Raw genomic sequence first — 20,056 nt, 5'->3', positions numbered from 1 at the left:
AGGTAGTAGGGAAGGGATTGCCCGGAGCTTGCTCCGGGCTTTTTTGCATTGATTGCATAACATTCCCGAGAGGCAGTGCGTATATCCCATTGACATATCCCTTCGTCTGGCTAAAATGGAGTAGCACTATCTGCCACGCCCCACCACTATTTCTCCGAGGCAATTTTCATGGAACAGGCATCTGTATTCAAGAGTAACCGCAGCCAGGCTGTGCGCCTGCCCAAATCGGTCGCGCTACCTGAAGACGTGACCCGGGTTGATGTCATCGCTATTGGACGCACGCGCTTGTTGACACCCGCTGGTGAAGGATGGGCGAGTTGGTTTGATGGCCCAGGCGTCAGCGACGATTTCATGCACGAGCGCAATCAGCCGGAGGCACAAGAGCGCGAGGCATTTTGATGCACAAGTACATGCTCGATACCAATATCTGCATTTTTACCTGCAAGAACAAGCCACAGGAAGTTCGCAATCATTTTGAACGTCATCAAGGGCAGATGTGCATCAGTACGGTGACCTTGATGGAGCTGATCTATGGTGCGGAAAAATCAGCGTTTCCCGAGCGAAATTTGGCGATTATTGAAGGGTTTGCCGCGCGATTGGATGTACTGAGCTACGACTTCAAAGCATCAGAACACACTGGCCAACTTCGTGCCGAGCTGTCAAAGCAGGGCAAAACCATTGGAGCATACGATGCCATGATTGCAGGTCATGCACGTAGCCAGGGTTTGATTGTTGTGACTAACAATCGACGGGAGTTTGAAAGAGTTCCCGGCTTGCGCGTTGAAGATTGGGTTCCCTCTGCCTGAACAATGCGGCTGTTTCGCGACATGTAGATTGATACAAGCAATGACTAAAAAAATCTTCTGGACTGCCCCCTACCGGAGCAGGCATGAGAGCCGCATCACCACAGTCAATGGCGCCGATATTACCGTCGACGAGACGATTTTCTTCGCCTTCTCCGGTGGACAGGAAAGTGACCACGGCAGTATCAACGGCATTCCTGTCATCACTGCCCGAAGAGACGGGCTGGAGCTCATCTATACGCTGCCACCTGAACATGGATTGACACTTGGACAAGCCGTCACCATCGAAATCGACTGGGACAGACGCCATCGCCTGATGCGTTTGCATTTTGCAGCAGAACTTGTGCTGGAGCTGTTCTACAAGCAACATCAGGGTATCGATAAAGTCGGCGCGCACATCGCACAAAACAAGGCCAGAATCGACTTCCTCTGGCCGCAGAGCATTGCACCGCTGTTGCCCGCATTAGCAGAGGAAGCTAATGCGATCATTGCCGCTAACCTCGACATCATCAAAGGCTTTGACGATGAAGCCAATGAGCGCCGCTATTGGGAAATTGCCGGCTTGTCGCGCGTGCCCTGCGGTGGCACGCATGTCAGTCGCACCGGAGAGATTGGCCCGCTCCGCCTGAAACGTGAGAACATCGGCAAGGGCAAGGAACGTGTGGAAATCTATCTCGCCGACTAAGCGTTATTGAAAATAAATACAATTTCTGACAACAAAATTGAGAGCGATGATGGTGGAGACAAATGAAAAGAGAAAGATCGCGGTAGTCGGTGTCGGTGTGATCGGCGCCAGCTGGGTGGCATATTTCCTCGCGCACGGCTTCGATGTTGCCGCAACCGATCCTGCCGAAGGTGCTGAACGCCAATTGCGCACGCTGGTTGACCGGTTTTGGCCAGCGTTAGAACGCATGGGTTTGAAGGAGGGCGCATCCCGTGATCGTCTGCGTTTTTACCAGTCAGTGGCGGAAACGGTTGCCGGTGCTTATCTGGTACAGGAGAATGGCCCGGAACGCCACGATATCAAGCGCGCCCTGATTGCCGAGATTGACGCCTTCGCCCCACCAGATGCGTTGATTGCCACCAGTTCATCGGGCATCGTCATCAGCGACATTCAGGATGCGGCAAAGCGCCCTGAGCGCGTGCTGTTAGGTCACCCGTTCAATCCACCGCATCTGATCCCGCTGGTCGAAGTGATTGGCGGGCGACTGACTTCAGAGGATGCCATTTCGCGCGCAATGGATTTTTACAATTCGATCGGCAAGCGCGCCATCCACATCCGCAAAGAAGTCAAAGGGCATGTCGCCAACCGGTTGCAGGCAGCGCTCTGGCGCGAAGCGTTTTATCTGGTCAAGGAAGGGGTGGTCTCGGTCAGTGATCTGGATACTGCCATCGCTTCGGGCCCTGGCTTGCGCTGGGCGCTGCTGGGTCCCTTCATGAATCTTGAATTGTCCGGCGGTACCGGTGGGATTGCGCACATGCTGGAGCACCTTGGTCCGCCGATTGACTCCTGGTGGAAGGATCTGGGCGACGTCACTATCGACCATGAACTGATCACTCAACTGGCGCAAGGCGTACAAGAGGAACTGGGTGCGCGCGATATCGTGGCGGTGCAGGCGGAGCGGGACGATGTACTGCTTTCTTTGCTAGCGTTGAAGGAAAAATCTTCCGGGCTGTAAGGCATCGTCTCGCGATGCGTGTGATGCCAATGATTCACTGAGCTGGCGCATTTCCTTGTGCCGCAACTTCACTCGCTGTCGCTTTGGCGACGCCAATTTCCTGCAAATACTGCAGCAAGGCGGGTCGCCACAAGTCGGGCAAGTGGTAGACATAGTGGCCATCACCAGGTGTTGGTGGCAATAGCAACAGACGCGACTTGGCACCTGCAGCGACGAAGGCTTCGTAGGAGCGCTGGATGGTAGTAGGCGTAAAGCGACTATCATTTTCAGCGTAGATCCACAAGGACGGGATATACGTTGTCTTGCCCAGTTCACCAAAGCTGTCGATTAACATGCGATTGAGATAGTGCGGTGATTCGTTTGCGTAACTGTCTGATCTTCCCCCTGAAAAATTGATGGCGCCAATGACACCATCCGGGCTTTGACTTGCCATGTACATGGTGCTGTATCCGCCGGCAGACTGGCCCACCAGAATCACGCGATGTGGATCAATTTCTGGGCGATTTTGCAGATATTTCAGTGCAGGGTACATATCGTTGGCATGTATTCTGGGGATATAGGCTGGGTCGGCGTCGGATACATAACCGAGCTTGTAGACACCCTCCGAAAGCCCTACACCATGGCGTGAGGGAAATGCCACGGCAATACCCTGATGCAGAAATTCCAATGCGACAATCATGTCGCGGTAGCGCTGCTTGTATTGAATCTCCGGTGCATTGAATTCGATATCTCCATGCGCATATAGCACCACAGGTACAGGGCCGTTCACCTTGGGGAAAAGCAGGGTCATCTCCAGATCGACATTACCCAACGGACCTGGCGCGGTGTAATGCACAATTTCTTCATGCCACGCAATAGACGGATCCGGATAGCCGATGACAGCTGGAATATCCTGATTATTGACCCATTTTGTGACCAATTCCATGAACGCCTTATTGATACCCCACAACCCCGCTTGCGATGTCATGGAACATTGGACGGTGGTTTCCTGCTGCTGGAATCCGGCTTTGACCAGTTTAAAGTTGTTTTTCTGTGCTACGAACTGTGCGTCCAGAAACGGTGCGCCGATGCAGCCCGAGCTCGGCGCTTGAATCAACAATACCGAGCCACCTAGCTAGCTCCAGTTAGCGGTACGTGCTGGCAGGTAACTGCCACTGACAGCAATCACCTTGCGTACACCATCAACCTGCTTCAACGCGTCCAGAATCGCGACTGCGCCTTGTCCGAAAATGCCGACATCAATGGGGAGCTGGGGGAATTTGGCTTGCATCAGCTTGATCGCCTGGACAATATCTCGCTTCAGTTCTGCAGGACGCTGGATGCCGACCCGTTCATTGGCATCGCTGGAGGTGTCGACTTGTCCGAACACAATGCCTTGCTGATTCAGATAGTCTGCATTGCGTATCCAGGGGTGGCGTGACTTTGACAGGAAGCTGGCATCGTCACCCGTGATTTCCGGGTGCACAAACGCAGAGATATTGAGTAGAACACTTTTGACGGCAATTTCCGCCGGCGGCAGATGCAAGGCGATCTTGAGTGTGACTGGTTTGCTGTCACTGATAGTCTGCTCATTGATGGTGGACACGACCCAGGGGGTAGATTGATTTACCTGCGCCGGATTGTCCTGAATGACATCGGCTGCTTTCACTTCCTGTGCTCGCACACCCGTTAGCGCAGCGAAAAAAACACATCCAGTCATGCATGCTGTCAGCAGCGTCTTTTTTACCTTCATTGTTCGACGTGGGTTGGTGGCGATCATCGAATGGTTAAACTCACGGGATTCTCTTTTACTTTGTATCGGTGAGGCGTCTTATTCTTGTGTATTGGGCAACAAAAAAAGATCCGCAAAAATGTAGCGCAACTGTTGCACGAATATGTCACTGCAGTCTGTCGTACCGCTTGTTTCCGGCGATTCGTATTATGCTGTTTGCCACATACTGTTATGCATAAACAGCATGAAAAATTTACAAAAATACACATACGTATGTCATTAAACCTTGTTAGCCTTGCCGGTTTTGTGACAAGTTGAAGTTCGGGCTTTATTGCTTATTCAGGGGTGGAATCATGATTTTCTCAACATTGCGTCGGCGTCTGATTGCCGTCTGCGTCACGGCTGTGGTGCTGTCCATGCTGGCCATTACAGCGGCCAATTTTCTGACCGCACGCTCGCGCATGCTGACCTCGCTGGATCAGCAGATGCATGACCTCTCCAGTAGCCATGCTGCCACCCTGGCGGGTTGGGTACTTGCTAACAAGAAAGTAGTAGCCTCGCTCAAGCAGGCTGCTGATGCGGCTGATCCATTACCGGCAGCCAAAGCCGCGCAACAGGCTGGTGGATTTGATATGGCTTATATCGGTTATGCCGACAAGCATTCGGTATTTTCCGAGCAACGAACCCGTGCTCCTGATTACGATCCTACCAAGCGTCCCTGGTATACCAAGGCGGCACAGGCCAGTGGCCCGATTGTGACTGCACCCTATAGCAGTGCCAGTACCGGCAAGCTGACGGTGACCTTTGCCGAGGCAATCAATAACAATGGAGCCACCACTGCTGTGGCCGCAGCAGATGTCTTGCTGGAGTCAGTTGTTGGTACGGTGCTGACGATCAAACCGACCCCCAACAGTTACGCCTTCCTCGCCGACAGCAGTGGCAAGATCATTGCGCATCCCAACACCCAGCTCGCACTCAAGCCGATCGGTGAGCTCGACGCCAGCCTGTCAGCACAGACACTGGCCGATATCGAAGCCTCGCATGAGAGCAAGCTGGTACGCCTGAATGGCCGTGAAGATCTGTTGCAGGTCGCCAAAATTGACGGCACCGACTGGCTTCTGGTGGTAGCCTTGGATCGTCAGGATGCGATGCAGCCGCTGACCGCCATCTTGCGTTCCTCCGCCCTGACCGCATTGCTGGTGACGTTGGTGGTGTCGGCTTTGCTGAGCTTTTCCATTGCCAAGGCACTCGAACGGCTGGCCTTGATTCGCAATGCGCTCGGTGAAATCGCCAGTGGTGATGGTGACCTGACCCGTCGTCTTGATGCCAGTGGTACGGATGAGCTGTCGCAGATTGCCGTAGCGTTTAACCGTTTTGTCGACAAGATCGCGCTGGTGTTGCTGGATATCCGCAAGTCCAGCGAAGTTATCAAGGAAGCATCACGTGAGATCGCGGTTGGCAACAGTGATTTGTCTTCCCGCACCGAGGCACAGGCCAGCTCACTGGAAGAGACCGCCTCTGCCATGGAGCAACTGACCGAAGGCGTTAAACACAATGCCGAGAATGCCCAGCAAGCCAATCAGCTGGCACTGGCCGCATCACAGATTGCGGCCGAAGGTGGCACCATGGTGTCGCAGGTGATTGATACGATGGGTGCGATCAACGCGTCCTCGCACAAGATCGTCGATATCATTTCAGTGATTGACGGGATTGCCTTCCAGACCAATATTCTGGCGCTCAACGCCGCTGTTGAAGCGGCACGTGCCGGTGAGCAGGGCCGAGGCTTTGCCGTTGTCGCCAGTGAAGTGCGCAGTCTGGCGCAGCGCTCGGCGACTGCGGCCAAGGAAATCAAGTCACTCATTGACGACTCGGTCAATCAGGTCAAACAGGGTGGTGAACTGGTTGAAAATGCAGGCACGACCATGCAGGAAGTCGTCAGCAGCATCAAGCGCGTGACCGAGGTCGTAGCGGAGATTTCGGTTGCCAGCCAGGAACAGAGCCGCGGCATCAATGAAACCAACGCCGCCATTGGTCAGATGGATGAAGTGACCCAGCGCAACGCCGCGCTGGTCGAAGAAGCCGCCGCCGGTGCGCAGTCGCTGCAGGAACAGGCGGTACGTCTGGCAACCGCGGTCAATACCTTCAAGCTCAGTGAGTCGGTCAGTAGTGGCAGAGAGTTGATGATGTGATTGTAGTGAAGGGTTGATGGCTTATTATTAGCTTTCTTCATGATTTCACGCTCAAAATGACACTATCTATCTGGCGCCTTGTTCCGGTAGTTGTCCTGTTGTTATTGGCATCCTGTGCCGCTAATCCGGTCGTGCCTGGCAGTCTGGTCACCGAGCAGTTGATGTTGCCAGCAACGTTTGAGGGGCAACAGGGTAGCTATGTGGCGCATCTCGATGCCCTCGTGATTCGTCCCGATGACAATCGGCGTCATCCCCTGGTGGTGCTCAACCACGGCCTTGACGGTCACGCACTGAAGCAGACATCGCCGCGTGAAATGCGTGCACTGGCAGTCGAGTTTGCCCGTCGGGGATGGGTTGCGATTGCCTTCTCCCGTCGTGGTTATGGCAAGTCGGAAGGGCGCTTTGCCGAAGGCGTACACCAATACACCGCCGCCGAGTATGAGCGGGTAGCGCGCTCCGGTGCGACTGATATCCGTGAAGTCATCCACCTGATGGCTGAGCAGCCCTATGTTGATCCGACGCGAGTGCTCAGTGTTGGCGTTTCGGCCGGTGGGTTTGCAACCCTTGGACTGAGCGCCGATCCTCCGCCGGGTTTGGTGGCAGCCGTCAATCTCGCCGGAGGGCAGGCTTCTTACCTGCCTTCTGGCACGGGATTCGTCGTGCACAACGAAGAGGCCTTGATCGAAGCCTTTACCCATCTGGGGCATACTTCCCGCATACCGATGCTGTGGATTTATTCGGTCAACGACAGTCACTTCAATCCGACATTGGTACATCAGTTGTTCAAGGGGTTCAACGGTGCCGGAGGTCAGGCGCAATTTGTGGAAGACGCCGCCTGGAACAGTGATGGTCACTCACTGTTCGGACGCGCGTTCATGTCGCTCTGGTTGCATGACGTCGATGCCTTCCTCGCTGCACATGACCTGAAACTGCAGGATGGCCTGATTGCCTTCGATGACGACGCTGGCGTCATTTACCCTCCGCACATGAATCCGAAGAGCAAAAGCGGTTTTCTGGATTATCTGGATGCTGGTGACCATAAGGCCTTTGCCATGTCACCGGCGCTGAACTGGAAATGGGTGAGTAAGAGTCCCAACACGGAAGTGGCGATCAAGCAGGCGCTTGAAGGCTGCGATGGCTGCAGCATTGTTTCAATCGACGGGCGCGCGCCTTAGCGGCTGATGCCAAGCGTAAACTCTTCAAGATGCCGCTGCCTCCTGCTGATAGAGTTTGAACCCGCCTTTACCGTTGTTTTTGATGCCATACATGGCTTCATCGGCGCGCGCAATCAATGCCGCCAGGTCAGTACCATCGCGCGGGAACAGGCTCACGCCAATACTGGCACCGACCGCATGGCTATGGCCGTTGAAGGGGATCTCGTCGCGTAACTGGCTCAGTAGTTTATTGGCGACTTCACAGGCTTGTGCTTCGTTGTCGAGCTGTGTGCCGATGACGATGAACTCATCGCCACCAATGCGGGCACAGATATCGGTGCTGCGAGTACTGCTACGCAGGCGGCTGGCGACCACCTTGAGTACTTCATCACCGGCGGCATGACCGGCGGTGTCATTGATCTGCTTGAAGTTGTCGAGGTCAATAAAGAACACGGCCACCAGATGGTGGGGTCGGGTTGCGAGAAGCAGGGCATGGTCAAACAGGCGGCTCATATAGCGTTTGTTGTTGAGTCCGGTCAACGGATCAAGCAATGCCATATCCAGTGCTTTTGCCTCGGCTTCCAGTAAGCGCATCTGAAACAGGGTCAGTACCGCGATCAGCAAGGATAGATATTGCACCGTCATCAAAACGGTTCCCAGCATGAATCCGTTTCTGAACCAGCTGGGGAAGGCGTGAATCGCTACTGATGAAGACAACCAATGCAGGCCCATTAGCAAGCTGGCTATTGCGGTCACGCGCAGTGGCCAGCGCGGTAGTTCAGTGCGAGCTTGCCAGGCTAACCGGGCCATCGCGAACATGGCACCCGCATTGAAGAGCGAATAGCCTGCCATGCATACCAGCGGAGGTAAATTGGTCTGCCAGGCGAACATGATCCAGAGTTCGGTGACCGCCAATGCAATCCACCAGGGGCGCATTCTGAAAGGCACATTCAGGAACCGTGCCAGGCCAGTCAGCAGAAACGGCTTTTCCACGACGTTGATCAGCGCATAGACCGTTGTTGCCACGGGCCGGTCACCATCGGGTAATAGCAGATACAGACTCAATCGCGCCAGCAGCGAAAAAGACAACGCCAGCGCCCACCATCCGGAGCCAGAGTTGGTTCTCGGAATCTGACCCATCCAGAGGAACAGCAACGCCAATATAAAGTAAGACGTATAGCCAATCGTATGCACGGTCTCATAAGACATCGTGGTCTCCTGGTTCTATGCAAGCTTCAGTTATCGCAAAATTTATAGGCAAAATGCGTAACGTCGATTCATGCTCCATTCCCGGAGAAATAGTCTGACACAAACCTACTTCGTAGTACATGCTGGCGTGGCGGGTGGCAAACCAGATGTTGCTGCCATTCAAGCATGATGCAGATGCACGCTTTCGTGTCGCCCTTCAACTTGTAGGGTGCAGCAAACGACAGAATCAATGCTATCGGGAAACTGATGCCACGACGGTTACCAGCAGCGACTATCGTCAGCTAAAAGCATTCTAAAGTTATTTGAAATCGTTCTTGGACGTTGTCAGTCGTCATTTTTATACTCATTTTTTTAGTGCTACCCCGTTATGGCCGGCAAATTGCCGGCCGCCGCCAGGAGATGAGATGAATGCCCTTGTGAACCCACCCGTTCCGACTTATGAACACATCAACGTGCAACCGCTGAGCTTGCATATCGGTGCCGAAATAAGCGGTGTTGATCTGACCCAGCCATTGTTGCCGGCGGTGGTTGCTGAAGTGCGTGCTGCCTTGTTGCAGTGGAAGGTTATCTTCTTTCGCGACCAGCATCTGAGCCATGCGCAACAGGTTGCCTTCGGCAAGCAGTTTGGTGAGCTGACGCTGGGGCATCCGGTATTTGGTTATGTGCCGGGCCACCCTGAGGTTTATTCGGTCGGCCGCGATCGGTTGCCGAATCGTTTTGAAGGACCGCGACTAGTGCGTCCCTGGACCGGCTGGCATACCGATGTCACGGCTGCAGTCAATCCACCTGCCGCATCAATTCTGCGTGGTGTCGTGGTGCCGCCGTATGGTGGCGATACGCAATGGACCAATCTGGTCGCCGCGTATCACGGCTTGTCACCCACGTTGCGCAGCTTTGTCGATACGTTGCAAGGCGAGCATCGCTTTACGCCGCCCGAGGGTAATCGCGGTAAGCAGGAGTTTGTCAGCAAGGTCGCTGCGCGACCACTGGTCAGTCATCATCCGCTGGTACGGGTCCATCCTGAAACCGGCGAACGGGCGCTGTATGTGAGCCCATCCTTCCTCAAAAATATCGTCGGTCTGCACCCGCGTGAGAGCGAGCAATTGCTGACGCTGCTGTTTGAACATGTCGTGCGTCCGGAATACACGGTGCGCTTCAAGTGGCAGGAAGGTTCGCTGGCATTCTGGGATAACCGCTCCACAGCCCACCTGGCACCAGTGGATTTCTATGACAGTGACTTTGATCGCCAGCTCTACCGCATTACGCTGGTCGGAGATGTGCCGGTTGGTCCCGATGGAAAATCGTCGGTAAGTATCGAAGGTGAGCCGGTGCTGGCCCATAGCGTTGAGTGAGCACGGCTGTGAGCGGGCGCTTGTTATGAAAAAAACATGCAAGCTTGCTTGAAATGATTATTGGAGTGCATGAGGCAATGTCGGTATAGTTTCTTCATTCCTCTTGCCCTCGGAATAAACAGGATGTCGTTGCCCCTCCCTCAATGACATCCTCATGTCGATCTGGTCTCAATCTAGCGTCGACATGTGAGCAGATTCACCGGCTGGCCACTTTGCAGATAGCACTGGGCTGGCAGAATCTCCTCACATGTCGGTGTTGGTGGCGACAAATATTTTCCTCTCCCTTCAAGTCACTGTATCGTTTTTTCGACGATGCTGCTCATTTGTCGCGCAGAGGCTTACGGCGAAAACGCATGCCGTGGCACCAGATAACCACCACCTTCGCGTAGCGTCATGGTTTGCGTGGTAATCAGGCTACTGCGCAATTCCCTGGCGTCGCTGTCTTTAAGTAGTGGGAAGATCGGCTGGCCATGGGCATCCTGGGTCAGCAGGTTGGCTTCTTCGTCGGTGAAGACGATGCGACGCTGATAGAAATCTACCTGATCCATGCGACCTGTAACCCGCGCACTTTGCACCTGTTTGGCGGCTGCAGCCTTGCTATCCAACACGTCTTGCAGCGCTGGATTGGCAGCCTTGGCTCTCTGGAAATTCTGCCACGCCTGATACCGGTAGCGCTCATTGGGCGATGGTGGTGCGCTTTGCCATTCCCGCAGCTGCTCGGCTTTCTCTTGGGCGGTTTGGTAACCAGCCAGATAAAAGCCTGCCAGCGAATCGTGTACCTGTTCCTCCAGCAAAGCGATTTCTTCCGGTCTTAGTCGCCCCTTTTGATGTTCAAATTCATGCAGCACCATCATTTCCCAATCATCCGGCGTGGCGCGTAGATCTGCACGCAGCAACTGTAATTGATTGGCGAGATGTTCATTGCCTACCGCATGCAGGGCGATGATCTGATTACCATCATCCCGCTGCCACGGGCGACCGCCGTTGGCACGTTCTGTCAATAGCTGCATATCGCCTTTGAACAACCAGTCGTAACTGATCATGTCCTGCTGTTCCTGACGGGTGGCGCGCTGGCAAGCAGGCAGTTGCGCCATGCGACCGATCCAGCGGTAACGGAAGCGGTAGTACAGGCGCATATGTTCACGTCTCTGATCTTCATAGGTGCCGGTAAAATCACCTGCCGCCATATAGGCATTCCAGTTGGTCGCCAATTCGGGGCTGAGCGCGTAGTCGGCTTGCAGATCGGGAGGCATCTGGCGATAAGTCACCAACGGCACACCCGCCAGACGTGCCGCCTTATGCATATGCAACAGCGGCACCTGACAGATCATCTGGTCCATACGCATGCCACGACCCTGCGTGCCGGGGCAATAACCACCACCGACATCAGAATGGACACCAGGGTAGGGTACTTCCACCACATTCTGACCCTTCACCCGAGTGATCGGGAAGTTCATCCGTTGCTCATGCGCGGCAATGTAATGCACGGTTTGCTTGACCAATGATGGCAATGGTTTGAGCGTTTCGGCTGCCCAGCTGAAGTGACCATCCGCGAAGAATAGAGGCGTGGTTTTTGCTGCAGAGTGGGCGAGACCGACTGAAGCGACGGAGTCAAACAAACCAAGAAAATTGATTTCAATCGGCATGCCAGCCAATGTGTTCTTGCCACCTAATGCGGCATCGAGCCAATAGCAGAAACTGCGTGCCTGAATTGCACCGCGAGAAAAGCCGAAGACGGCGACACGAATGAGGGGGATGTGCGGCTGCCGGATCAGATCACGGGCTGTTTGCAGCCGGTCGTTGAGTTCATCGCGTAGTTGTGTGAACCACTGTTGTCGGCGGACTTGTTCGGGGTACTCCTTGTCGTAGTTGTGTTCGACGTCGCGGGTGTAGCTTTTGAGTTTGGCGGTGATTTGCTTTTTGTCATAAAGAGGAGATCCTTCGTTAAACGCACGATAGACAGCATCATAGACACATAATATTCCATACAAAATGCGTGCTTGCCCTCCTTTTCCCATGGCTTTGCCATCCTGTGTTTCGCTCCATTCCTGATTTTCGGGAAAGCGTGTACCAACACCCGGAATGTAGAAACGAAAGCTATCGAGATCGCCAAGAAATTTTCTTTCATCAACGTCTTTATGTGCCTTGAACAATTTGACGATATTGGTATGTCCCTTGAGAGGTTCGTCGCGATCACGATTGTTATTGGTGCCGTCAAAGAACAAACCAATCCTGACCATCGATTGACACGAAGGCATTTTTTGGCCATTTGCTTTATAGACGGGTGGTTCTCTCAGTAAGTCTGCTAATGCTCTTTCTTCCTGCTTCGTTGTCGACATTTCTTGTGCAGTGTTATCCGCAATCGTCAGCGGCGGAAAATGAATTTTTGTGCTCATCATTACTCTTCCTCCGGAGGTGGAACAGTACTGCTCTTTAGAATTGGATGATATTTACTTTCTGGATAGTAAATAGATGACACGACTCTTACTTGATCGTCCGCGAAAATGTGTACAAAAATTTTGTCTGCTTGCTCATAACGAAGAATATTGGTGGTCTTCTCTATCCATTGCCTGCCATTCGGTTTCCAACGGACTCTTACTTTCATCCCCGGATGCCATTTTTCTGGTACCGCATAGCCTGCCGCAATTTGTCCCCCACACCCCGGGCCATGAGCGAATTTTCCGCCCAATATTCCGCTTGGAATTGGCTCTTCGATGGAGTATCCGGAAATATAAGGTGCACCTTCGTGCGCTACACAAGAAATTGATACGTATATTTCCGGTGTATACACATACGGATTTTTTGCGTCATTCGCATCTGATATTGGTGTGGTTGTGTTGCAGGCGGTTAAGGTGGTAAAGCTCAAAATTAACAATATTTTTTTAGTTATCATTACTGTTCCTCCGGTGGAGCGGACGTGACATTTGACAAGATAGGATGATGAGGACTTGCGCCGTTGGAATTTGCAGCCACAACTCTGACTTGGTCATGTTCAAAAAAATGGACATAAATATTTCCGACCCTGTCATATTTCATGATGTTCGTCGTTTTCTCTATCCATTCTCTGCTATCCGGCTTCCAGCGCACTCTTACCTTCATACCGGGAGTCCATTTTTTTGGTAGCGCATAGCCTGCCGCGATTAATCCCCCACAACCTGGGCTATGAGCGAATTTTCCTCCCAGTGGTCCGCTGGCGATTGGCTCTTCGATAGAGAAGTCGGAAATATAAGGTGCACCATCGTGCGATACACAGGAGATTGATACGTATGATTCCGGGACATATATATGCGGATTTTTTATGCCGTTCGCATCCGATGTTGGTGTAGTTGTATTGCAGGCAGATAAAGTAACAAAGCTCAATATCAATAATATTTTTTTGGTCCTGAAATGTATTTCAGCATTAAAAATTGGTACACGCATGATGACGATTCCTCCGTTGATGACCGTCGTGATGACGGCATTGAAAGTTCGTGATGCTAGAGGCTTTTTCGGGAGATTTGGGATGCCTGCGCTAAATAGGCAGTCAAATTCGAATTAATCCGAGCGCATTGTTCCTGCCGCCTGGGAGGTCTGCATATTCTTTGTTTGAGCAAGTATTGGCGCGTAATTAAGCACTCTGTAAAAGCCCTTGACGCTCCCCCTGCAAAAAGTTGATACTTTGTCTGCCCCGGAAAAAGACGGGGCGCGAGTTTGACAGCTCGGTTTACCAAAGCGCACAGACCGCGCCATGCGGTTTTTTTTCGTGCGAACTATTGCTGTGCCTTCTTTGGGCGGCGATGGGAGGGAGGCTTCGGCCTGCCGGAGTCTTTGGTAACCGGTCTGTCAACCCACTCATTTGCCGCCCACCCTGTTTGACAGCAGGGAGCGGATTCACGCTACCAAAGGAGGACACCATGCCTTGCAATTGCACGCCCAATGAAAACCCCATCCCTCCAACCCACGAAGATTTTCGCTGGATTCACGGCCCCGGTCGTGAGGAAAAATTCGCCAGCTTCATTGAACTCACCCGCGACATCAGTGCAGGTATTACCTCCTGCATGCAAATTATTTATGCGCGTGATTTGGTCAGTGAAATGAATCAGGACAGCGATCCTGAGCCGGAGGCCGCGCCATCGATTGGGAAATCCGATAGCGCCAACCTGTATCGGCTGTCATTGGCAGCAGCGACTTTATTGCGCGATAGGTCCGACGAGCACATCGCCTGTCTGAACAAGTTGTGGAATGATTGATTGACGCTCAAGGAGCCTCCTATAACAGTAACGCTAAAGGGGCTGACTCTCCCATAGAAGCGAAGGCACCGCTAGTGGATAGCGCGTGCTTTTCCGAATTCAGCGCGCGGTGCAGTGTTGATCAGGATTTCCTGATGCTGATGGTGTAGATGAATTCATCACAGTATTTCAAAGTCGTTTACCGGATATCGAAGCGCGAAAACATTCCTTATTTTTTACGCAGGCATTGATTACGATGCTCTGATTCGCAGCATTCACCTGCGTAGAAGGGAAGGAACCGCTCATGTCTGAACTGCTCAATGGCCTGGCCACCCCGGTGCTGGAGCCGAGCGCTGCTGCTACTGTTGCCGCTGCCGTGGCGCTGCCACGCGAATCTTCCAGATCACGCTCCTCATCAACAATTTCGCGCAAAGGCGTGCCGCTTGTCCTCAGTGCTCGCAACTATGTATTGCTGTCCTGGCTTGCGCCGGTACTACTGGTACTGGCATGGGAACTGTTTGCACGGCTCGGGGCCTTGTCGCCTCAAGTCTTGCCCGCACCCAGCAAAGTACTGGCAACAGCCTGGAACCTGATCCAGCAAGGTCGGCTGATCAGTGACCTCGGCGCCAGCCTGCTGCGCGCCATTGCCGGCTTCATCATCGGTGGCAGCATTGGCTTTGGTCTGGGGGTGCTGGTCGGTTTCTCGCGCCTTGCCGAAGCCTTGCTCGACCGTAGCGTGCAAATGGTCCGGGCGATTCCATTTCTGGCGGCCTTGCCGCTGGTGATCGTCTGGTTTGGCGTGGACGAAGGCGGCAAAATATTTCTGGTCTCGCTGGGCGTCTTATTTCCGATCTACATCAATACCGTGCTCGGGATTCGGCAGATTGATCCTAAGCTGATCGAACTGGCGCGCGTGACTGGTCTATCCAACTGGACCTTGATCCGGCGCATCATTTTTCCGGGGGCCTTGCCTTCGATTCTGGCTGGTGTGCGCTATGCGCTGGCTGTGGCCTGGCTGGCGCTGGTGATCGCCGAGACGATAGCGACCACTGTCGGCGTTGGCGCGCTGGCCATGGATGCGCGTGAGTTTTTGCGTACCGATGTGATCGTGCTGACCATCGTTATTTATGCCGGTATCGGCGTGGTCTCTGATCTGATCGCCCGTGCCCTTGAGCGCCGTCTGCTGCGCTGGCACCCCAATTTTTCAGCAAGGAGTCACTGATGTCCCTTTCCACTCTGTCCGTACAGCAGGAGCAGAACGGTCTGGCCGTAAATGTGAGCAGTCTGCGCCGTCGCTACGGCGAGCGCACCGTCATTAACGGTTTGCATCTGCAGATCCGGCGCGGGGAATTCGTTGCCTTGCTGGGTGAAAGTGGCTGCGGTAAAACTACGTTGCTGCGCGCCTTGTCAGGGCTGGACGCCATTGATGGTGGCCGCATTGAAGGCCCGAAACAGACTGCGGTGGTGTTTCAGGAATCACGCCTGATTCCGTGGGAGTCGCTCTGGCGCAACGTCGCACTTGGCCTTCATGATCGCCGTGGCAAGCCACTGGCGCTGGCGGCATTGGCCGAAGTTGGTCTGGGCGACCGCAGCGAGGACTGGCCCCGTACCTTGTCCGGTGGTCAGGCGCAACGTGTAGCACTGGCGCGTGCATTGGTACGTGAACCGGGGCTGTTGTTGCTCGACGAGCCGTTTGCCGCGCTCGATGCCTTGACCCGTTTGCGTATGCACGCACTGGTAAGGCAACTGGTAGCCCGCCATCGGCCTGGTGTGTTGCTGGTAACGCACGATGTGGATGAAGCCATTGCCTTGGCAGATCGCGTGCTCATCATGCGTGCCGGCGCCATTGCGGGTGACTATCCCGTCTCGCATGCTGCCGGTGGTAACCGGGCGCATCCCGAAGCCCAGCAATTGCGCGAGCATCTGCTGGCCGAACTCGGTGTCGAAGCGGTCGAATAGGGCCGCATCCGGCCAACCTTCAGCCTGCTTCAGCGAGCTGTGACGGTACTCCATTGATCAATGCTTACCGCTCTATCTTTTCACTATTCTTCTGATTGTCTTTCCTTGCATGTCTAATCAAAATTCCCGTTTTTCTTCTTCCTTCTTTTCTTCCCGACGTGGTCTGTTACAGGCGGCGCTAGCCAGTGCTGCCGGGGTTGCCATTGGTGCTGGCGGTGTGTCCGCAGCCTTAGCGGCGACTGGCAAATCCCGTAACACCGATACCGTACGTCTGTCCTGGGGCTATGGTGCCTTGCCCGGCATTGCACGTAGCCGTGGTGTATTCGAAAAGACGCTCGCGCAGGATGGTATCAAGGTGCAATGGGTTGGCCCGTTTCCCAATCATGCCCCCTCGTTGCAAGCCGTCACCGGCGGGAGTGCCGACTTCGGTTTTGGCGGTAGCACCACCCCGGCGCTGGCTGCCATGCTGGCCGGGTCGCCCTTGGTGTTCACCCAGTTTGCTGTGGTTGAACCGCGTAGTACATCGATCATTGCGCGCGATGGCTCAGGTATCAACAGCGTCAACGATCTGGTCGGCAAGTCAGTCGCGGTGAATCGCTCTGGGCTCGGTGAGTTCCTGCTGGTGGCGGCACTGGAGAAGCACGGCATTGACCGCAACAAGGTCAAGTTTGTCTATTTGAATCCACCGGATGCCGGACCAGCGTTTTCACAAGGCAAGGTCGATGCCTGGTCGATGTGGAGCCCCGGTGTGGATATTGCGCGTATCGAAGCCAAGGCCCATAACGTCTTCTTTGAAGGGCGCGATCTGGAGTTCCTGATCGACTTCAACTCTTACGTGACACATCGCCGCTTTGCCGAAGAAAACCTCGACATCGTGCGCGCCGTCAATGCGGCTTTCCGTGCCGAAGGGCAGTGGGTTACCCAAAACACGCGTGAGGCGGAAATTCTGGTGCAAAAGGATGCCGGGTACTCGGATGCCGTGCGGGATTCACTGATCCAGCTCAAGCGCCGCTGGGAGTTCCACGGCACTAGTGATACCGCGTTTCTGGCGACCTTCCAGAAGGCCGCTGACTGGCTCTCGGCACGCAAAATTCTGCCGCAGCAGGTCGTGATTTCCGATTATCTGGTCAAGGTCTAATCCACTGATTTGAAAGGTTAAGCATGAGCGTCAACTTTATCGGCATGATCACCCCGAACAAGAACTCGGAAATTCATCCACCCAGCGGTCCCGCAATCGATCACGATTATCTGACCCGTTTTGCGCAGGCGCATGAGCAAGCTGGCTTTGACCGGATTCTTGTACCGTACCATTCCACCGGCCCGGACGCGGTGCTGACCATTGCCCAGACCGCCGCGGTGACCGACAAGATTGCGCTGATGCTGGCCCATCGCCCCGGCTTTGTCGCCCCGACACTTGCTGCACGGCAGTTAGCCACGCTGGATCAGTACAGCCGTGGTCGCCTTGGGGTGCATATCATCTCGGGTGGCTCTGACAGCGAACAGCGCCGCGATGGTGACTATCTTGATCACGATCAGCGCTATGCACGCACGGACGAATATCTGCAGATCCTGCGGCGGGTATGGACAGAGGACAAACCGTTTGACCACGAAGGTACCTACTACCGCTTCGAGCAAGCCTTCTCTGACGTCAAGCCAGTTCAGCAGCCTCATATCCCGATCTTTTTTGGTGGTGCTTCAGACGCAGCAATCCCGGTCGCCGGGCGGCATGCCACTATTTATGCGCTGTGGGGAGAATCGCTGGATCAAGTCCGTGAGCTGACTACACGGGTGCGCGCCGAGGCTGCCCGGCATGGGCGAGAGATTGCTTTCTCGGTATCGTTTCGTCCGATTCTGGCTGATACCGAGGAAGCTGCCTGGGCCCGCGCCGAGCAGATTCTGGCGGACACCCGTCGCCTGCGTGCACAGTCGCTGGGCAAGCATATCGGCAATGGCGGTCCGCAGCAAAGCGAGGGGGCACGTCGTCTGCTGGCAGCCGCAGACAAGGGGGCGCGGGTGGACAAGCGCCTGTGGACTGAAATCGCCAAGGAAACCGGCGCCCGTTACAACGCCACCGCACTGGTCGGCACGCCGGAGCAGGTCGCCGATGCCTTGCTGGATTACTACGATCTGGGCGTGACCAACTTCCTCATTCGCGGTTTTGATCCGCTGGAAGACGCAATCGACTATGGTCGGGAATTGCTGCCAAGGACGCGCGCATTGGTGGCGGAACGACTGAAACAAAAACAGAAACAAGCAGCGTAAGCAAGCTGGTTAAGTAAGCATAGGCAGCAGAAGCTCAAGTACAATTCTCCCGATGTAACGGGAGAGTAGGTAATGTGTATCAATTACAAACCATCGAGTCGCGAGGAGATTCTGGCGCTGATGGACCTTGGCGAAGTGGTGCCCATGGACTGGCCGGAAGAGGTATGGCAGGACTATGCGGCACCAATCATCCGAAGTGACAGGCGCGGTACCAACGAGCTGCTGGTCGCAACCTATGGCATGGTGCCCAAGTCCCATTTGCCACCTGCGGCCAAACGCTTTACTACGATGAATGCGCGCGCCGAAACGATCGGGCAGAAGCCTTCCTACGCCAAGGCCTGGCGGCAAGGGCAGACCTGCCTGATTCCTACTGCCTGCTTCTACGAACCCAATTATGAGTCTGGTAAAGCCGAGCGCTGGGCCATCGGCAGCGCCGACGATGCACCATTTTGTGTCGCTGGCTTATGGCGGCAATGGGAAGAAGAAGAGGGTGGTCAAGCCTTCTCCTTCACCCAGATCACCATCAATGCCGATACGGATCCACTGATGCGACGCTTCCATAAACCAGATGATGAAAAGCGCAGTCTGGTCGTCGTACCACGCGAAGACTACAGCGCCTGGCTCAACTGTCGGGATCCGGAACTGGCCCGTTCCCTGTTGCGGCTTTACCCAGCCGGGCAATTGAAGGCATGGCACGCACCTAGAGGTGGTCACCAATCCGTGCAGGGGAGTTTGCTGTAACTGTGGCAATTGATGTGACAGGCTGGCGTCTCGGACTAAATCGAAAGTGAAGACCTAATTGCGGTAAGGATCGCCCAACGCAATCAAAGACCTCTAGCATCACACGCTTTCATTGAAAAACTTCATGGAGGCGGTCAAGATGTCCATCGAGAAATCAGCACGGCAAGCCGCAGGTCAATTTTCTACATCAATCACCGGACAGCAGCAATATCACGTTACTGTGCGCGGCACGGCTAGCGCAGCATTCTTGTCAGTCGTCTCCTTCGAAGCGGTCGAAGCCTTGAGCGAGCCGTACCGGATCACCATCACGCTGACCCATCCTCAGGAACTGGATCGAGCCGATTACCTTGGCAAGGAAGCCAGTTTCAGCATGGGTGCTGGTCCAAGCGAGCCACGTGAATTCGCCGGTTGTATTACCCACTTCAACAAGCTCAAACAAACCCACGACTTTCACAGCTACGAATTCGTCATCGAACCACCGTTGGCAAGATTGCGACTGACCCATGCCAGCCGGGTATTCCAGCATCAAACCGCACCAAAGATCATCGAAACCATCCTGCGTCGGCATGGTTTTACGGGAGATAATTTCAAATTCAGAACGCGACGAAGCTTTCCCCAACATGCGTTTCGTTTGCAGTATCAACAAAGTGACTGGGATTTCATTCATCTGCTGATGCAGCAGGAAGGTCTCTACAGCTACTTCATCCCCGGCATGCTGGGCGACATCATCGTCTTTGCGGATGACATTGATCACTACATTTATCAGCCTGAGCTCAAGGTGCCGTATCG

The 20,056-nt window shown here is 54.3% G+C and carries 20 protein-coding genes; 14 read left to right on the top strand and 6 right to left on the bottom strand.

Annotated features, from left to right (window positions below; all coding sequences use genetic code 11):
• Window positions 1-168 precede the first annotated feature (168 nt).
• From vapB to FHW66_RS05075, 4 genes are read left to right on the top strand one after another with little or no spacing between them, the layout of a single operon-like run.
• The gene (gene vapB, locus FHW66_RS05090) at window positions 169-399 is read left to right on the top strand and encodes a type II toxin-antitoxin system VapB family antitoxin (RefSeq protein ID WP_183378692.1); all 231 of its coding nucleotides are present in this window, start codon (window positions 169-171) and stop codon (window positions 397-399) included.
• Window positions 399-806, top strand: coding sequence for a tRNA(fMet)-specific endonuclease VapC (gene vapC, locus FHW66_RS05085; RefSeq protein ID WP_183378691.1), 408 nt, complete (start codon window positions 399-401; stop codon window positions 804-806). The genes vapB and vapC overlap by 1 nt, the downstream gene beginning before the upstream one ends.
• Window positions 807-846: 40 nt before the next feature.
• A complete protein-coding gene (locus FHW66_RS05080; protein WP_183378690.1) occupies window positions 847-1,488 on the top strand; it encodes an alanyl-tRNA editing protein in 642 nt (213 codons plus the stop codon).
• Window positions 1,489-1,534: 46 nt separating this feature from the next.
• The gene (locus FHW66_RS05075) at window positions 1,535-2,482 is read left to right on the top strand and encodes a 3-hydroxyacyl-CoA dehydrogenase NAD-binding domain-containing protein (RefSeq protein ID WP_183378689.1); all 948 of its coding nucleotides are present in this window, start codon (window positions 1,535-1,537) and stop codon (window positions 2,480-2,482) included.
• A gap of 34 nt (window positions 2,483-2,516) precedes the next feature.
• Here FHW66_RS05075 and FHW66_RS05070 read toward each other — a convergent pair whose 3' ends face one another.
• On the bottom strand, window positions 2,517-3,581 hold the full coding sequence (locus FHW66_RS05070) for a S9 family peptidase (protein ID WP_183378688.1): 1,065 nt from the start codon (window positions 3,579-3,581) through the stop codon (window positions 2,517-2,519).
• Between the two features lie 15 nt (window positions 3,582-3,596).
• Window positions 3,597-4,181 (bottom strand): hypothetical protein, encoded by a 585-nt coding sequence (locus tag FHW66_RS05065; protein WP_183378687.1) that lies wholly within the window; start codon window positions 4,179-4,181, stop codon window positions 3,597-3,599.
• A 365-nt stretch (window positions 4,182-4,546) separates the two neighbouring features.
• Here FHW66_RS05065 and FHW66_RS05060 point away from each other — a divergent pair, with 365 nt between their 5' ends.
• A complete protein-coding gene (locus FHW66_RS05060) occupies window positions 4,547-6,382 on the top strand; it encodes a methyl-accepting chemotaxis protein (RefSeq protein ID WP_183378686.1) in 1,836 nt (611 codons plus the stop codon).
• A 56-nt stretch (window positions 6,383-6,438) separates the two neighbouring features.
• Window positions 6,439-7,557, top strand: coding sequence for a S9 family peptidase (locus FHW66_RS05055; protein ID WP_183378685.1), 1,119 nt, complete (start codon window positions 6,439-6,441; stop codon window positions 7,555-7,557).
• A 24-nt stretch (window positions 7,558-7,581) separates the two neighbouring features.
• Here the strand turns inward: FHW66_RS05055 and FHW66_RS05050 are convergent, their stop codons facing one another.
• Entirely contained in the window at window positions 7,582-8,745 is a 1,164-nt protein-coding gene (locus FHW66_RS05050) for a GGDEF domain-containing protein (protein ID WP_183378684.1), read from the bottom strand.
• Window positions 8,746-9,149: 404 nt separating this feature from the next.
• On the opposite strand from FHW66_RS05050, the gene FHW66_RS05045 reads away from it, so the two are divergent.
• The gene (locus FHW66_RS05045; protein WP_183378683.1) at window positions 9,150-10,097 is read left to right on the top strand and encodes a TauD/TfdA family dioxygenase; all 948 of its coding nucleotides are present in this window, start codon (window positions 9,150-9,152) and stop codon (window positions 10,095-10,097) included.
• A gap of 338 nt (window positions 10,098-10,435) precedes the next feature.
• Here the strand turns inward: FHW66_RS05045 and FHW66_RS05040 are convergent, their stop codons facing one another.
• The 3 genes from FHW66_RS05040 to FHW66_RS05030 form a co-directional block, all read right to left on the bottom strand.
• Window positions 10,436-12,355: a DUF2235 domain-containing protein gene (locus FHW66_RS05040; RefSeq protein ID WP_255458830.1), complete on the bottom strand. Its 1,920-nt coding sequence runs from the start codon at window positions 12,353-12,355 to the stop codon at window positions 10,436-10,438.
• 140 nt (window positions 12,356-12,495) lie between these two features.
• On the bottom strand, window positions 12,496-12,990 hold the full coding sequence (locus tag FHW66_RS05035) for a DUF3304 domain-containing protein (RefSeq protein ID WP_183378682.1): 495 nt from the start codon (window positions 12,988-12,990) through the stop codon (window positions 12,496-12,498).
• Window positions 12,990-13,517: a DUF3304 domain-containing protein gene (locus FHW66_RS05030; RefSeq protein WP_183378681.1), complete on the bottom strand. Its 528-nt coding sequence runs from the start codon at window positions 13,515-13,517 to the stop codon at window positions 12,990-12,992. Before FHW66_RS05030 ends, FHW66_RS05035 begins: the two co-directional genes overlap by 1 nt.
• A 473-nt stretch (window positions 13,518-13,990) precedes the next feature.
• Between FHW66_RS05030 and FHW66_RS05025 the strand changes: the two genes are divergently transcribed.
• The 7 genes from FHW66_RS05025 to FHW66_RS04995 form a co-directional block, all read left to right on the top strand.
• Window positions 13,991-14,326: a hypothetical protein gene (locus tag FHW66_RS05025; protein ID WP_183378680.1), complete on the top strand. Its 336-nt coding sequence runs from the start codon at window positions 13,991-13,993 to the stop codon at window positions 14,324-14,326.
• Window positions 14,327-14,609: 283 nt separating this feature from the next.
• On the top strand, window positions 14,610-15,527 hold the full coding sequence (locus FHW66_RS05020) for an ABC transporter permease subunit (RefSeq protein ID WP_183378679.1): 918 nt from the start codon (window positions 14,610-14,612) through the stop codon (window positions 15,525-15,527).
• Window positions 15,527-16,264, top strand: coding sequence for an ABC transporter ATP-binding protein (locus tag FHW66_RS05015; RefSeq protein ID WP_183378678.1), 738 nt, complete (start codon window positions 15,527-15,529; stop codon window positions 16,262-16,264). The genes FHW66_RS05020 and FHW66_RS05015 overlap by 1 nt, the downstream gene beginning before the upstream one ends.
• A 109-nt stretch (window positions 16,265-16,373) precedes the next feature.
• Entirely contained in the window at window positions 16,374-17,402 is a 1,029-nt protein-coding gene (locus tag FHW66_RS05010; RefSeq protein ID WP_183378677.1) for an NrtA/SsuA/CpmA family ABC transporter substrate-binding protein, read from the top strand.
• A 23-nt stretch (window positions 17,403-17,425) separates the two neighbouring features.
• Window positions 17,426-18,526 (top strand): LLM class flavin-dependent oxidoreductase, encoded by a 1,101-nt coding sequence (locus FHW66_RS05005; RefSeq protein WP_183378676.1) that lies wholly within the window; start codon window positions 17,426-17,428, stop codon window positions 18,524-18,526.
• 72 nt (window positions 18,527-18,598) lie between these two features.
• Window positions 18,599-19,267: an SOS response-associated peptidase gene (locus FHW66_RS05000; RefSeq protein ID WP_183378675.1), complete on the top strand. Its 669-nt coding sequence runs from the start codon at window positions 18,599-18,601 to the stop codon at window positions 19,265-19,267.
• A gap of 139 nt (window positions 19,268-19,406) precedes the next feature.
• The coding region (locus FHW66_RS04995; protein ID WP_183378674.1) for a phage late control D family protein at window positions 19,407-20,056 on the top strand (650 nt) is incomplete at its 3' end.

It is taken from the genome of Herbaspirillum sp. Sphag64, assembly GCF_014192645.1.
Classification (GTDB): domain Bacteria; phylum Pseudomonadota; class Gammaproteobacteria; order Burkholderiales; family Burkholderiaceae_D; genus Herbaspirillum.
Note: the sequence above shows the minus strand (reverse complement) of the source record. Positions and strands in the feature narration are given on the sequence as shown.

Excerpts from the sequence above, each read along its gene's own strand:
- FHW66_RS05075 (WP_183378689.1), top strand. The coding sequence starts at position 1,535 with ATGATGGTGGAGACAAATGAAAAGAGAAAGATCGCGGTAGTCGGTGTC.
- FHW66_RS05060 (WP_183378686.1), top strand. The coding sequence starts at position 4,547 with ATGATTTTCTCAACATTGCGTCGGCGTCTGATTGCCGTCTGCGTCACG.
- FHW66_RS05055 (WP_183378685.1), top strand. The coding sequence starts at position 6,439 with ATGACACTATCTATCTGGCGCCTTGTTCCGGTAGTTGTCCTGTTGTTA.
- FHW66_RS05030 (WP_183378681.1), bottom strand. The coding sequence starts at position 13,517 with ATGCGTGTACCAATTTTTAATGCTGAAATACATTTCAGGACCAAAAAA.
- FHW66_RS05080 (WP_183378690.1), top strand. The coding sequence starts at position 847 with ATGACTAAAAAAATCTTCTGGACTGCCCCCTACCGGAGCAGGCATGAG.
- vapC (WP_183378691.1), top strand. The coding sequence starts at position 399 with ATGCACAAGTACATGCTCGATACCAATATCTGCATTTTTACCTGCAAG.
- FHW66_RS05050 (WP_183378684.1), bottom strand. The coding sequence starts at position 8,745 with ATGTCTTATGAGACCGTGCATACGATTGGCTATACGTCTTACTTTATA.
- FHW66_RS05065 (WP_183378687.1), bottom strand. The coding sequence starts at position 4,181 with ATGACTGGATGTGTTTTTTTCGCTGCGCTAACGGGTGTGCGAGCACAG.
- FHW66_RS05000 (WP_183378675.1), top strand. The coding sequence starts at position 18,599 with ATGTGTATCAATTACAAACCATCGAGTCGCGAGGAGATTCTGGCGCTG.
- FHW66_RS05025 (WP_183378680.1), top strand. The coding sequence starts at position 13,991 with ATGCCTTGCAATTGCACGCCCAATGAAAACCCCATCCCTCCAACCCAC.
- FHW66_RS05045 (WP_183378683.1), top strand. The coding sequence starts at position 9,150 with ATGAATGCCCTTGTGAACCCACCCGTTCCGACTTATGAACACATCAAC.
- FHW66_RS05005 (WP_183378676.1), top strand. The coding sequence starts at position 17,426 with ATGAGCGTCAACTTTATCGGCATGATCACCCCGAACAAGAACTCGGAA.
- FHW66_RS05010 (WP_183378677.1), top strand. The coding sequence starts at position 16,374 with ATGTCTAATCAAAATTCCCGTTTTTCTTCTTCCTTCTTTTCTTCCCGA.
- FHW66_RS05035 (WP_183378682.1), bottom strand. The coding sequence starts at position 12,990 with ATGATAACTAAAAAAATATTGTTAATTTTGAGCTTTACCACCTTAACC.
- FHW66_RS05020 (WP_183378679.1), top strand. The coding sequence starts at position 14,610 with ATGTCTGAACTGCTCAATGGCCTGGCCACCCCGGTGCTGGAGCCGAGC.
- vapB (WP_183378692.1), top strand. The coding sequence starts at position 169 with ATGGAACAGGCATCTGTATTCAAGAGTAACCGCAGCCAGGCTGTGCGC.
- FHW66_RS05040 (WP_255458830.1), bottom strand. The coding sequence starts at position 12,355 with ATGCCTTCGTGTCAATCGATGGTCAGGATTGGTTTGTTCTTTGACGGC.
- FHW66_RS05015 (WP_183378678.1), top strand. The coding sequence starts at position 15,527 with ATGTCCCTTTCCACTCTGTCCGTACAGCAGGAGCAGAACGGTCTGGCC.